This window comes from Sporichthya brevicatena, assembly GCF_039525035.1.
Taxonomy (GTDB): Bacteria; Actinomycetota; Actinomycetes; order Sporichthyales; family Sporichthyaceae; genus Sporichthya; species Sporichthya brevicatena.
Genome location: NZ_BAAAHE010000035.1, coordinates 40,045 through 53,764, shown reverse-complemented (window position 1 = coordinate 53,764; position 13,720 = coordinate 40,045). Strand labels below are relative to the sequence as shown.

The window sequence follows — 13,720 nt, the reverse complement described above, 5'->3', positions numbered from 1 at the left end:
GTCCTCAGGCCTTCACCGCCTGCTGATCTGACGGGGCCTCGGCCGGGACCGCGGCGACCGGGGCGTCCGCCGGGGCTTCGGCCGGGGCGAGGCCCGGGTTGTAGTTGGGCAGGTCGGTGTCCGGGTACTCGTCGGCCCACGGGAAGCGGCCGAGCTTCTTGTCGAGCTTGTAGCGCAGCCGGCCGTGCTGCTTCATGTAGTGCCAGACGAAGTGCATCGTCACCGGCTGGGGGCGGATCCAGAACCCGGACGGGATGATGTCGACCGGCTGGGGGTCGGCGATCTTCACGTCGGCGGCGACCGAGCCCTCGCCGTCCTCGTAGGTCATGCGGGCCAGGACGGTGCCGTCGCGCTCGCAGATCTGGGACTCGCCGGTCATGATCGTGTTCCACGGGATGCCGGGCATCGCGGGCGTCTTGCCCTTGATGTTCCCGACGTGCCACGCCGTCGCGGCGGGGGCGCCGACGGCGCGGGCCAGCGTCCGGGTCGTGTCAGCGGCCCAGACGCGGTAGTACTCCATGTCGCGGTTGAACCAGCCGCGCGGGAACGCCCACGTCGGGTACGACGGCCAGCAGCACCCGGCGAGGATGAGGTTCACGCGCGCCGCCGCCATGCGTCGCGCGGTGCGGGAGCGGCCGGTCTCGAAGCCGCACGCCAGCCCGACGGTGCCGAACCGGTGGCTGAAGACGCCGGGGTCGGTGCCGGGCGTGTAGTAGCAGTACTCCCACACGCTCGGCTCGTCCTTGTCGTGCAGGTTGGTCGTGCCGTCCGGGTCGGCGAGGACGAACGTGTTCCGGGTGTCCTGGCCCCGCTTGGCGAGAAAGCCGCCGCCGACGGTGCAGTCGAGCTCGCGGGCGAGTCGCTTGAGCAGCTGGTACGGCGCCCCGTCGACGGGCATCGCGCAGTTGCGCAGCCGCTCGTCGTAGACGTTGGGCGAGGTGAAGGCCTCGGGCAGCACGATCACCTGCGGGTTGTGCTGCCGGTGCGCGTCGCGGACGAGAGCCTCGCAGCGCGCCATGTTCGCCTCCACCTCCCCGATCTTCAGGGCGGGCTGGACGACGGCGATGCGGACGGTGTTGCTCACGAGGCCTGCTCCAGGGTCGGTGCGGGGTGGACGCCGTTGGCGGAGGCGCGCACGAGCTCGCCCTCGTCGCGGGCGAGGTCGCTGCGCTGCGGCTGACGCGGCGCCACGTGATCAGCCGTCAGCTTCTCCGGCGGGATCGGTTTGGTGCCGCCCCACGCCTCCCAGTTCCGGGGCACGAGCCGCTTGCCGCGCGAGATGCGGGCGAGGTCGCGGTAGAGCCGGGCCTTGGTGCTCAGCTCGCGCGTGACGTCGCCGAGGACGTCGCGATTCGACTGCCGCCGGTCCAGGAAGCCGCGGGCGGTCCAGGTGATCAGGTCCGGGTAGTTGAGGAGCTTCTCGGGCGAGAGCGTCCGGCCGAAGGCGTCGGCGAGGCGGCGGGCCCGCTGCGGGTCGTGCTCGCTGGCCTTCCAGATCTCCAGCTCCACCGGCGAGACCGGGTGCGTCTTCGAGAGGCGGAGCGCGAAGTGGTAGCTGATGACGCACTCCCGGTCGCGGTCGAGCTCCCAGTCGAACAGGGCGCGGTCGAGCCACGTCGGGTCGTCGAGCGCCGCCGCGGCGGCCTGGCCGAGCTTGCGGCCGTAGTGGACGCCGTCGCGGATGCCCTGCGCGATGACCGGGTCCTTGAAGTGCCCGGCGTCGCCGACCAGCGCCCAGCCGGGGCCGGAGGACTTGCGGAAGTAGGAGAACGGGTCGGAGGCCTTGCGCAGCTTGGTGCGCGGGGCGCCGCCGGCGATGCGCTCCTTGAGCATCGGGTACTGGTTCAGGCGCTCGTTCCAGTGGACGAGGTCCTGGCCGAACCAGTTGACCTGCTCGCGCGGCGGCATGAACAGCACGACCGCGCCGTTGTCGCACGTCGGGAAGTACATGCCGAGGGTGTCACCGACGCGCCACTGGAACAGCTGCGACCGCTCCTCGCTGTCCGCGGGGTACGGGTCGTCGACGTACATGAAGACCAGGCCGCGGCCGTTCTCGTCGCGGCGGTACGGCACCGCGGACCCGACCAGCGAGGCCACCGTCGACCGGCGGCCGTCGGCGCCGATGACGAGCTTGCAGCCGATCGTCCCGGTGTTGCCCTCGCGGTCCTTGTAGTGGACACCGCTCACACGCCCGGCCGTCCACTCCAGCCCGGTGACCTTCGTGGCCTCGCGGATCTCGGCGCCGGCCTCGCGGGCCACGTCGACCAGGACGCCGTCGAGCGTCGTACGCCGGGGGCACATGCCGAAGTCGTAGCCGTCGACCGGGGTGTAGTCCCAATGGACGTCGATCCCGCCGTGGTTGATCAGCACCTTCGGCTGCTTGGGGGTCCCGGTCGCGAGCAGCGGTTCCAGCGCCCCGAGGGCGGCGAGCTCGGCGGTCAGCGTCGGGAAGACGACGTGGGTCGAGAGCGTGTCGGAGGGGAAGGTCGAGGAGTCGAGCACGACGACCTTCCGGCCGCGCCGGGCCAGTTCGATCGCCGCCGGGGATCCGGCCACGCGGGCACCCACCACCACGACGTCCGCCTGCTCACGCCTGCTCATCCGTGTCTCCGCCCTCACGCTCGTCCTGTGTCCGGGCTCACACCCTGCCGTGCGCCGGTCCCCCGCAGCACCGTCCGGGAGCACGAAGTTCGCTGGCGATCGTCGGTCTGACAGGTCTAGGGTCGCGGCGATGGCTGACGAGGACGAGGTCGCACGGCTGCGCCGGCAGCTCTCGGACCTGCACGGACTGTTCGTCCTCGGGATGCTGATGACCGAGACCCGGGACGCCGACGAGATCGTCGCCCTCGCGCTCGGGTCGGCCCCGGCGCTCGGGCCGTGCTCGTCGGTCGAGGCGCAGCTGGAGGCGGGGTCGGAGGACGAGGTCGCCCGCCCCGCCACGGCGTGGAGCGCCGCCTATCCCCTGCACGGCCCCGGCGGGCTGCGGGGCCACCTCGTCGTCGGGGCGGACGCGCCGCCCCCGGCGGAGGCCGAGTTCCTCTGGCGGGTACTCGCCCACCAGACCGGGACCTCGCTGGCCAACGCCGAGCTGCACCAGCAGGCGCTCGCCGAGGCCGCGGCCGCGGACGCCGCGAAGGAGCGGCTGGCCGCGACGGTGTCCGACCTGGAGCGCACGGTCGAGATCCACGAGGCCCTCGCCCGGGTGAGCGCGGCCGGCGGCGGCGAGGCCGGGATCGCCGCGGCGGTCGCGGAGCTGACCGGGCGGGGCGTCGCCGTCGAGGACCGCTTCGGCAACCTGCGCGCGTGGGCCGGTCCCGGCCGTCCGGACCCGTACCCGAAGCCGGATCGCCGGGCCCGCGCCGAGCTGATCCGCCGCGCCCAGGCCGAGGGCCGCCCGCTGCGCGCCGACGGCCGGCTGCTCGCGCTGGCCCAGCCGCGGGACGACGTCCTCGGCGTCCTCGTCCTGGCCGACCCGGACGGCGACGCCGGGCCGCTCGACACCGTCGCGCTGCAGCACGGGGCGGTGGTGCTGGCGATGGAGCTCGCGCACGTCCGGACCCTCGCCGAGACCGAGCTGCGACTGCGGCGGGACCTGGTCTCGGACCTGACGACCGGCACCGACGCGGCCGGCGCGCACCTGCGCGCGCAGGCGCTCGGCCACGACCTGCACCAGCCGCACCAGGTGCTCGCGATCGGCGGGGCGGAGACCGACGAGCTCGCCGACGCCGTCGACGCCGCGGTCACCCGGCTCGGGCTGACGGCGCTGACCGGCCGCCGCTCGGACACGGTGCTCCTGCTCGCCGCCGCCCCGGTGCCGACGGCCGACCTGCTCGCCGCGGTCGGCGACCGGCTCGCCCGCGCCGTGGCGATCGGGGTCGGGCGGGTCTGCTCGGCGCCGGCGGACTACCCCGACTCGTGCCGGGAGGCGCTGCTCGCGCTCGACGTCCGGCTGAACTCGGCGGATCCCCACGGCGCGACGACCTACGCCGACCTCGGGATCTTCCGTCTCCTCGCCGCGGGCGGGCCGAACCCCGAGCTCGACGCGTTCGTCCAGCAGTGGCTCGGCGCGCTGCTGGAGTACGACGCCCGGCACCGGTCCGACCTGGTCCGGACGCTGATCGAGTACCTCGAACGCGGCGGCAACTACGACGAGACCGCGCAGGCCGTCGCCGTCCACCGGAGCACGCTGCGCTACCGGCTCCAGCGGATCCGGGAGATCAGCGGCTACGACCTCGCCGACGTCGACAGCCGGTTCAACCTGCACGTCGCGACCCGGGCTTGGCGGATCCTCCAAGGCGCGCCGCGCTGACCCTTCGGTGGGACGGCCCCGGCCTGCGAGGCGAGATTCGACCGCCGACTCTCGTGCTCGCAGGCCCAAGCTTTGCCGGCTCGGGCCTGCCAGACTCCGGCCATGAGCGCCCCGACCCTGTCCGCGGAACGGTTGACGACCGCCCCGGGCGACCACGTCTGCGCCTTCTACCGGGGCGAGGCGGAGCGGCGGGAGATCCTGCGCGAGTTCCTCGCCGCCGGGCTTGCCGCGGGGGCGCCGTGCCTGTGCATCGCCGGCGACGCCGACCGGGAGTGGCTGGCCCAGACCCTCGGACCCGACCTGGCGCTGGACTCCTACCCCGCGACCTACACCCACGGCGGCGCCTTCGACCGGGAGCACCTGCTCTCCTACTGGCAGGCCTGGGGCGAGGCGCACGGTCGCGGGACGCGCACGGCGAGCGACATGAGCTGGGCCGAGGCGGCGTTCGGGACGCCCGTCCTCGAGGAGTTCATGGCCTACGAGGCCGAGACCACCGCGCTGGCCCGCCAGCTCGACGCGACCGCCCTGTGCCTGTACGACCTGGAGCGGCTCGGGCGGCACGTGATCATCCCCGCGCTGCGGGCGCACCCCGTCGTCCTCGTCAGTGGTGTCCTGGTTCGCAACCCGTACTGCGAGGCGCGGTAACGTCCGCCACATGGCAGCGACTGTTGTTCTCGTTCACGGCGCCTTCCACGGCAGCGGTTACTGGGCCCCCACGCTCAAGGGCCTCGCGAATCTCGGCATCAACGCTCTGGCCCCCGACCTCCCCGGCCGCGGCGCCGACACCCGGCCCCAGCCGGACCTGCTCGGTGACATCGCCGCGCTGACCGAGGTCCTGGACGGCGTACCGGGTCCGATCGTCCTCGTCGGGCACTCCTACGGCGGCGCGGTCGTCACCGGCGCGGGCCTGCACCCCAACGTCGAGCACGTCGTCGTCCTCGCCGGGTACCTCCTGGAGGAGGGCGAGACGATCAACACCGCCGGCGTGGTCGGCGAGGTCGAGGGCATCGACCACACCGGCCGGCCCAACCTGCGCGACGCGCTCTCCATCGAGGACGGGGTGGCGACGATCCTCCCCGAGCCGGCCCGGCCGATCTTCTACTCGGACTTCGACGACGAGCAGTACGCCGAGATCATCACGATGCTGAGCCCGCAGCGGCTCGACTCGTTCAACCAGCACCCCGGCAAGTACGCCTTCTACGAGAAGAAGTCGACCTTCCTGGTCTGCAACAACGACATGGTCATCCACCCGCACATCCAGCGGATCATGGCCCGCCGCACCACCCGGGCCGCGGCCTGGGACTGCGGCCACTTCCCGATGATCACCGAGGCGGACAAGACCGTCCGGTTCCTGGCGAAGATCGCCGGACAGGTCTGACGGGAGCTCAGGCGCTCAGCTGAACGCCTGGACCAGGGACCAGAGCGAGAGCGTCACCATCACCCCGGCGGCGACCCGCCGGACGACGAGCAGCGGCACCTTGGTCGCGATCGTCCGTCCGGCGGCGAGAGCCAGCCCGGAGACGGCGCACAGGGCCACGAAGGCGCCGATCCCGACCGCGAGCGCGCTGTTGTTGGCGGCGAGGTTCGCGGTGGTGATCTGGGTGAGGTCGCCCCACTCGCTGACGAAGACGGCGAGGAAGCCGGCGCTGTAGGCGGGCCAGAACCGCTGGGTGGCGTCGAAGCCGGACTCGTCGACGGTCTCCGAGGACCCGCGCAGGATCAGCAGGGCCCCGAGCGCGAACATCGCGGCCGAGGCGAGCTTGACCGGGCGGTCCGGGAGCTGGGCCAGCGCCCCGCCGACGAGGGCCGCGAGCGTCGCGTGGACGGCGAACGCCGAGCTGGTTCCGAGCCAGACGTACCGCGCCCGCATCCGGGCGCCCATCGCGAGCGAGGCGAACATCGTCTTGTCCGGCAGCTCCGCCAGGAAGATGACCCCGAAGGCCGTCCCGGCCACCACCGCTGCGTTCGCCACCGCGCCATCCTCCCCGCCGGGCGGGCCCGTCTCGGCCCGGGGCGGGTGTGGGTCGCGTCACCGGAGAGGCGCGCCACAAAGGCGAAATTGCTGCTCAAGGCGGGCGCGTCGGCGTGAGATCCTCCATTCGTAGGACCAAGATCAATCCGAACGGCCCCGTCAAGATCGTTGTGATCTCCGTCGAAGTGTGGCCGGGGACGTACAGCGGTAGACGGAGTGATCATGAGCTTGATCGACACGAACAACACCTCGCAGGCCCTCGACCCCGAGGTGGAGAACGCCCGCGCCGACGCGCGCGGCATCGCCTTCCTCGCCGTCATGGCCGTCGCGGGCGCCCTCACCGTCGCCGCGACCCTGACCCTCGCCACCCCCTCCGGCTCCCCCGCGAAGCCCGGGACCCCCACCGCCCCCGTCGCGGCCCCCGTCGCCGCCGCCCGCTGACGCCCGCCGACACCCTTTTTCGACATTGCGCCGATCCGGCGCGACGCAGCCCACCCGGGCGACGCTCGACGGGTACGGTGCGAACGTGAGCGACGGCACCCTCGCGACGCAGTTCGCGAACCCCGAGGAGCTGGCCCGGGCCCTGGACGGGGTCGACTACCTCGCGGACCCCGGCATCGCGACCGCGGCGTTCCTCGCCCTGCGGCTGGGGCGGCCCCTGTTCCTCGAAGGTGAGGCCGGGGTCGGGAAGACCGCCCTGGCGCACGCGCTGGCGAAACTGTCGGGCACTCCCCTGATCCGGCTCCAGTGCTACGAGGGCATCGACGCGGCCCAGGCGCTCTACGACTGGGACTTCCCCCGCCAGCTGCTGCACCTGCGCGCGGCCGAGGCGGCCGGCGGCGCGGACGCGGCACGGCTGGAGGGCGAGCTCTACGACCGCCGGTTCCTGCTGGCGCGGCCGCTGCTGCAGGCGATCGAGACCAGCCCGGCCGTCCTGCTCGTCGACGAGCTCGACCGCGCCGACGACGAGTTCGAGGCGTTCCTGCTCGAGGTCCTCTCGGACTTCACGATCTCGATCCCCGAGCTCGGGACGATCCACACCGACACGCCCCCGGTCGTCGTCGTCACCTCGAACCGGACGCGCGAGGTCCACGACGCCTTGAAGCGGCGCTGCCTCTACCACTGGCTGGACCACCCGCCGTACGAGCGCGAGGTCGAGATCCTGCGACGGCGGCTGCCGGACGTCACCGAGGAGCTCGCCGACCAGGTCGCCTACGCGACGGGCGTGCTGCGGGAGCTGAACCTGCTCAAGCCGCCGGGGATCGCGGAGTCGCTGGACTGGACCGCGGCCCTGCTCGCCCTCGGGGCGCGGCGTCTCGACGTCGACGCCGCGGCGCGGACCCTCGGCGCGGTGCTCAAGTACCGCGAGGACACCGACCGCGTCACCACCGCCGGCCTGGCGCAACTCGTCCGCTGATGACCCGCGGCGGCCAATCCGGACCCGACCGGGACATCGTCGTCACGATGGCCGGTTTCGTCCGGACGCTGCGGGCCGCGGGGATGGTCGCCGACACCGGACGGTTCGAGGCGATGCTGCGGGCGCTCCACACCCTCGACGTCCGGCGCGGGGTCGACGCGTACTGGGCCGGCCGGCTGACGCTGTGCACCGGACCCGAGGACATCGCCCGCTTCGACGCGGCGTTCGCGGCGTACTTCGGCGGGGAGATCCCGCGCAACGCCGCCCTCGGCCTGCAGAAGACGCCGAGCCGGGTCGTCGGCATCACCGCCCTCGACACGCTCGACGGCGAGACCGACGCCCCGACCGAGACGCAGGAGCTCGCGACCGAGGCCTCGGACACCGACCTGCTGCGCCAGGCCGACTTCGCGACGCTGACCGACGAGCAGCGGGAGGAGGTTCGGCGGATGCTGGCCCAGCTCGCCGCCGTCGGGCCGACGCGCCGGAGCCTGCGCACCGAGGCCGCCGCCCGCGGGGACGTCGACCCGCGCCGGGTGCTGCGCGCGATGCTCCGCCGTGGCGGGGAGACCGTCGAACTCCCCCGGAAGAGCAAACGCGACCGGCCGCGCCGGATCGTCCTGCTCCTCGACGTCTCCGGGTCCATGGAGCCCTACGCCGAGGCGTACCTGCGCTTCGCGCACACGCTGAGCCGCCGGCGGCCGGCCGTCGAGGTCTTCACGATCGGGACGCGGCTGACACGCATCACCCGCGCGATGTCCGCGCGCGACCCGGACGCGGCGCTGAAGGCGGTCGCGGCCGCGGTGCCCGACTGGTCCGGCGGCACGCGCCTCGGCGAGTTGCTCCAGGCCTTCCTCGACCGCTGGGGCCAGCGGGGCATGGCGCGCGGCGCCGTCGTCGTCATCGCCAGCGACGGGTGGGAGCGGGGCGAGGTGGACCTGCTCGCCGACCAGATGGCGCGGCTGCGGCGACTCGCCCGGGCGGTCGTCTGGGTCAACCCGCACGTCGGCAAGGAGGGGTTCGCGCCGACCGCCGCCGGGATGTCGGCCGCACTACCCCATATCGACCGACTTGTCTCGGGCCATTCGGTGGAGGCGTTCGCCGAACTCGCGAAATTGCTGTCCGAGGACTTTCTCCGGGCCGCTCGCCTCTGGCCCGTTCCAAGGTCCGCTGCCTAGGGTGGCCACGTGTCGGTGACGCTCCACTGACGCTGCGAAACCTGACCGTCCCATCACAACTTCATGAGCCCGTCCTCCTGTACCGCCCGGTTGGAGAAGACCTTGGTAGCGATCAATGTCAATGTCGACGGACGATCCGCGTCCCACGACGTAGAGCCCCGCCTGCTCCTCGTCCATTACCTCCGTGACGTGCTCGGCAAGGGCGGAACGCCCGTCGGGTGCGACACCTCGAACTGCGGGGCCTGCACGGTCTCGCTCAACGGCCAGTCGGTGAAGAGCTGCACCGTGCTGGCCGTGCAGGCGGACGGCGCCGACGTCCTCACCATCGAGGGCCTGGCCGACACCGTGGACAGCGATCTGCACCCGGTGCAGGAGGCGTTCCGCGAGTGTCACGGCCTCCAGTGCGGTTACTGCACGCCCGGCATGATCATGGCGTCGGTCGACCTGCTGAAGGAGAACCCGAACCCGAGCGAGGCCGAGATCCGTGAAGGTCTGGAGGGCAACCTCTGCCGGTGCACGGGCTACCACAACATCGTGCGTGCGGTGCAGACCGCGGCCGCGGCGATGGGCTCGGGGGTGACGGCATGACGGTCACCGACAAGGAGTACGAGTCGGCGTTCGGCCAGCCGCTGCGCCGCAAGGAGGACGCGCATCTGATCACGGGTCAGACGCGCTGGGTCGACAACCTCTCCGCCCCCGGGATGCTGTACGCGGCGTACCTGCGCAGCCCGATGGCCCACGCGAAGATCCGCGTCAACACGGAGCCGGCGAAGTCCTACCCCGGCGTCGTCGCGGTGTACAGCGCCGCCGACTTCGGTGAGGCGCAGGCCGTCATCCCCGACGCGTGGACCGTCCACCCGGAGATGAAGAAGCCGGTCATGACGCCGCTGGCCACCGACGAGGTCCGGTACGTGGGCGAGCCCATCGCGGTGGTCGTGGCCGAGACGCGCTACCAGGCCGCCGACGCCCTCGAGGCCATCGACGTCGACTACGAGCCGCTGACCGCGGTGGTCGACCTCGAGGAGGCCGTCAAGGACGAGGCGCTCGTGCACTCCTCCATCGGCACGAACACCTGCTTCTACATCGAGTCCCCCGGCGAGGACTACCAGGCCGCGAAGGCCCGGGCCGAGTCCGAGGGTGGCGTCGTCATTTCGCGCCGCTTCCGTCAGCAGCGCCTGCTGCCGACGCCGATGGAGCCGCGCGCGGTGCTCGTCGTCCCGACCATGGACGACGTGACGGTGTATGCGGCGACGCAGATCCCGCACGTGCTGCGCCTGCTGCTCGCGATGCTGACGGGGCAGCCGGAGCACAAGCTGCGCGTGGTCGCCCCGGACGTGGGCGGCGGCTTCGGCGGGAAGATCAACTGCCTGACCGAGGAGATCATCGGCGTCCACCTGGCCCGGCGGCTCGGCCGGCCGGTGAAGTGGACCGAGTCGCGCAGCGAGAACTTCCTGCAGATGCACCACGGCCGTGCGCAGATCCAGGACATCGAGATCGCGGCCACCCGCGAGGGCAAGCTGCTCGGCCTCAAGGTCGACCTGATCGCGGACCTCGGCGCGGGCCTGCGCCTGTTCACCGCCGGCGTGCCGATGTTCGGCGCGGCGATGTTCAACGCGATCTACAAGATGGACGCCTACCAGTTCAACTGCCGGACGGTGTTCACCAACCTCACCCCGACCGACGCCTACCGCGGCGCCGGCCGGCCCGAGGCGACGTACGCCATCGAGCGGATGATGGACGAGCTCGCCGCCGAGCTCGGCATGGACCCGATCGAGGTGCGGCGCAAGAACTGGATCGAGCACCACGAGTTCCCGTACACGACGATCTCGGGCTCGGTCTACGACTCCGGCAACTACGAGGCCGCGACCGACCGGGCCGTCGAACTGTTCGACTACGACGCCCTCCGCGCCGAGCAGAAGGCCCGCCGGGAGCGCGGTGACCGCAAGCAGATCGGCATCGGCGTCTCGACCTTCACCGAGGCGTGCGGGCTCGCGCCCTCGCGGGTGATGGGTCAGCTCGGCGTCGGCGCCGGCGGTTGGGAGCGCGCGGAGATCCGCGTGACGCTCACCGGCAAGATCCAGGTGGTCTCCGGCTCGACGCCGCACGGCCAGGGTCACTGGACGGCGTGGTCGCAGCTGGTGTCGGACAAGCTCGGGGTGCCGTTCGAGGACGTCGAGCTCCTCGCCGGCGACACCGCGACCGGACCGCAGGGCATGGACACCTACGGCTCACGGTCGCTGGTCGTCGGTGGCTCGGCGATCGTGAAGGCCTGCGACAAGGTCATCGAGAAGGCGAAGCGGGTCGCGGCGCACACCCTCGAGGCGAACCCGGACGACCTGGAGTTCGCGAACGGTGTCTTCACCGTCAAGGGCTCCCCCGGACCGCAGATCTCCTTCGTCGAGGTCGCGGCGGCCACGCAGTTGGCGCACAACCTCCCGGACGGGATGGAGCCGTCGCTGAACTCGGCCTACACCTTCGACCCGGTGAACCTCTCGTACCCGCACGGCACGCACCTGTGCGCTGTCGAGATCGACACCGAGACCGGGTGGACCGAGATCTACCGGTACGCGTGCGTGGACGACGTCGGGACCGTCGTGAACCCGATGATCGTCGAGGGCCAGATCCACGGCGGTCTGGTGCAGGGCATCGCGCAGGCTCTGTTCGAGGAGGCCGTCTACGACGACGCCGGGAACCTCATCACCGGCACGCTCGTGGACTACCTGGTCCCGTCCGCGGCTGACGTCCCGTCATTCCTGACGGACCGTACGGAGACGCCGTCGACGGACAACCCGATCGGCGCCAAGGGCGTCGGCGAGGCCGGGTGCATCGCCTCGACCCCGGCGGTCGTGAACGCGATCGTCGACGCGCTGCGCCCGCTCGGCATCAACGACGTCCAGATGCCGTGCACACCGGAGCGCGTCTGGCGAGCCATCCAGTCGGCGAAGGGCGGTGCGGCATGATCCCGGCGAAGTTCGACTACGTGCGGGTCACCACCGCGGCGGACGCGGTGGCGGCGCTCGGCACGAGCGAGGACGCGAAGATCCTCGGCGGTGGGCAGTCCCTGATCCCGATCCTGCGGCTGCGGCTCGCCGCGCCGGAGCTGATCGTGGACGTCTCGGGTTGCTCCGAGATGACCGGCGTCTCCGAGGACGGCGACGCGATCGTCATCGGGGCGGCGACGACGCACCACGACGTGCTGAACAACCCGCTGGTGCGGGAGCACGCGCCGCTGCTGGCGCAGGCGACCGCGACGGTGGCGGACCCGCAGGTCCGGCACCGGGGCACGTTCGGCGGCGCGATCGCGCACGCCGACCCGGCGGGTGACCTGCCGGGTGTGACGCTCGTCCACGGCGCGACGATGACCATCGCCGGGCCGGGCGGGACGCGTGAGGTGGCGGCGTCGGACTTCTTCGTCGACTACCTGACGACGACGCTGGCCGAGGACGAGGTGCTCGTCTCCGTGCGGCTCCCGAAACTGGGCGCCGGGTGGGGCACGCACTACGAGAAGTTCAACCGGGTGGCGCAGGCCTGGTCGATCGTGGGTGTGGCCGCGGCGGTGCGGCGCGAGAGCGGCAGCATCGCCGAGGCCCGGATCGCGCTGACCAACATGGGTCCGACCCATCTGCGGGCGGCGGCGACCGAGGCGGCGCTCGCCGGGTCGGCGGCCTCCGCCGAGGCGATCACGGCCGCGGCGGCGTCCGCGGCCGAGGGCACGAACCCGACCAGCGACCTCAACGCGCAGGCGGACTACCGGGCCGAGCTGGCCCGCGTCCTGACCGGTCGCGCGGTCGCGAAGGCGGCGGGTCTGTCCTGACCGTCGCATCGAACAGTTGGTTCACTTGAGTCGACGGCCCGTCCCGGACGCCCCCGGGGCGGGTCGTCGCTCGTTACGTCCGACGATGTGGCTGCTATTGCACGCATCTGATCGGACGTCCGACCCGAATGTCCGCGTGAGAGGCTGAGGTCATGGAGCTGCAGCACGAGTTCACCGTCCCCGTCCCGGTCGAGCGCGCCTGGGAGATCCTCAACGACGTCGAGGGCATCGCGCCCTGCATGCCGGGGGCCGCAGTCGACGAGGTGCGGCCCGCCAAGGACGGTGGGCAGGTCGAGGTCGACGGCCGGGTGAAGGTGAAGCTCGGCCCGATCTCGGTGACGTACTCGGGGACCGCGACCTTCATCGAGGTCGACGAGGCCGCGCGGCGTCTGGTCGTGAAGGCGGCCGGCAAGGAGACCCGCGGGTCCGGGACCGCGAACGCGACGATCACCGCGGTGCTGACCGACAAGGGCGAGTCGACGACCGTGGCCGTGACGACCGACCTCGCGATCACCGGCAAGCCGGCCCAGTTCGCGCGGGGCGTCATGGTGGACGTCTCGAACAAGCTGCTCGGGCAGTTCGTCGACTGCCTGTCGGCGAAGATCACCGCTCCCGCCGAGCCGGAGCCCGCTCCCTCGATCCCGGGCTACTCCACCCCTCCGGGCGAGACCGACGACGCCGACCCGACCGGGGTCTCCGCCGCCGGCGGAGCCGGCCGCGCCCCGGCCTCGGCCCCGGAGTCGGGGTACTCCCCCGGTTCGAACGGCACCCGCGCCACCCCGCGGACCATCCCGCCCCAGCGCACCGAGCCCGAGGCCATCGACCTGCTCGGCACCGCGGGGACCCCGGTCCTCAAGCGCCTCGCCCCCCTCGCCGGGGTGGTCGTGCTTCTCCTCTTCCTCCTCGCCCGCCGCCGGAAGTAACTCGCCGGGGGCCTCGGGGTTCATCTTCGCCGGCGCGGCGCGCCCATCCCGAACCTCGGATGGGCGCGGCGCGCGGGAGAAGCTGACCGATCCGCGCGTGGCGCGGCGAA

General features: G+C 72.4%; 13 protein-coding genes. 10 read left to right on the top strand and 3 right to left on the bottom strand.

Going from position 1 to position 13,720, the window contains the following annotated elements:
- Positions 1–4: 4 nt before the first annotated feature.
- On the bottom strand, positions 5–1,084 hold the full coding sequence (locus tag ABD401_RS18210; RefSeq protein WP_344607331.1) for a carbon-nitrogen hydrolase family protein: 1,080 nt from the start codon (positions 1,082–1,084) through the stop codon (positions 5–7).
- A complete protein-coding gene (locus ABD401_RS18205) occupies positions 1,081–2,601 on the bottom strand; it encodes an NAD(P)/FAD-dependent oxidoreductase (RefSeq protein ID WP_344607329.1) in 1,521 nt (506 codons plus the stop codon). The genes ABD401_RS18210 and ABD401_RS18205 overlap by 4 nt, the downstream gene beginning before the upstream one ends.
- Before the next feature lie 130 nt (positions 2,602–2,731).
- Here ABD401_RS18205 and ABD401_RS18200 point away from each other — a divergent pair, with 130 nt between their 5' ends.
- From ABD401_RS18200 to ABD401_RS18190, 3 genes are all read left to right on the top strand, one after another.
- A complete protein-coding gene (locus ABD401_RS18200; protein WP_344607327.1) occupies positions 2,732–4,309 on the top strand; it encodes a PucR family transcriptional regulator in 1,578 nt (525 codons plus the stop codon).
- Between the two features lie 102 nt (positions 4,310–4,411).
- Positions 4,412–4,954, top strand: a complete 543-nt coding sequence (locus ABD401_RS18195) for an MEDS domain-containing protein (RefSeq protein ID WP_344607325.1) — start codon at positions 4,412–4,414, stop codon at positions 4,952–4,954.
- A gap of 10 nt (positions 4,955–4,964) precedes the next feature.
- Entirely contained in the window at positions 4,965–5,687 is a 723-nt protein-coding gene (locus tag ABD401_RS18190) for an alpha/beta hydrolase (protein ID WP_344607323.1), read from the top strand.
- Between the two features lie 15 nt (positions 5,688–5,702).
- Here ABD401_RS18190 and ABD401_RS18185 read toward each other — a convergent pair whose 3' ends face one another.
- Entirely contained in the window at positions 5,703–6,281 is a 579-nt protein-coding gene (locus ABD401_RS18185) for a TMEM165/GDT1 family protein (protein ID WP_344607321.1), read from the bottom strand.
- Positions 6,282–6,503: 222 nt separating this feature from the next.
- Here ABD401_RS18185 and ABD401_RS18180 point away from each other — a divergent pair, with 222 nt between their 5' ends.
- The 7 genes from ABD401_RS18180 (at position 6,504) to ABD401_RS18150 (ending at position 13,610) form a co-directional block, all read left to right on the top strand.
- Complete coding sequence (locus ABD401_RS18180) at positions 6,504–6,722, top strand: hypothetical protein (RefSeq protein ID WP_344607319.1); 219 nt, start codon at positions 6,504–6,506, stop codon at positions 6,720–6,722.
- 85 nt (positions 6,723–6,807) lie between these two features.
- Complete coding sequence (locus ABD401_RS18175; RefSeq protein ID WP_344607317.1) at positions 6,808–7,698, top strand: AAA family ATPase; 891 nt, start codon at positions 6,808–6,810, stop codon at positions 7,696–7,698.
- A 47-nt stretch (positions 7,699–7,745) separates the two neighbouring features.
- Positions 7,746–8,873, top strand: coding sequence for a vWA domain-containing protein (locus ABD401_RS18170; RefSeq protein WP_344607315.1), 1,128 nt, complete (start codon positions 7,746–7,748; stop codon positions 8,871–8,873).
- Between the two features lie 63 nt (positions 8,874–8,936).
- Positions 8,937–9,461 (top strand): (2Fe-2S)-binding protein, encoded by a 525-nt coding sequence (locus tag ABD401_RS18165; protein ID WP_425566197.1) that lies wholly within the window; start codon positions 8,937–8,939, stop codon positions 9,459–9,461.
- Entirely contained in the window at positions 9,458–11,833 is a 2,376-nt protein-coding gene (locus ABD401_RS18160) for a xanthine dehydrogenase family protein molybdopterin-binding subunit (protein ID WP_344607313.1), read from the top strand. The genes ABD401_RS18165 and ABD401_RS18160 overlap by 4 nt, the downstream gene beginning before the upstream one ends.
- A complete protein-coding gene (locus tag ABD401_RS18155) occupies positions 11,830–12,687 on the top strand; it encodes an FAD binding domain-containing protein (RefSeq protein WP_344607311.1) in 858 nt (285 codons plus the stop codon). Before ABD401_RS18160 ends, ABD401_RS18155 begins: the two co-directional genes overlap by 4 nt.
- 152 nt (positions 12,688–12,839) lie before the next feature.
- Complete coding sequence (locus ABD401_RS18150; protein WP_344607309.1) at positions 12,840–13,610, top strand: SRPBCC family protein; 771 nt, start codon at positions 12,840–12,842, stop codon at positions 13,608–13,610.
- Positions 13,611–13,720: the final 110 nt, after the last annotated feature.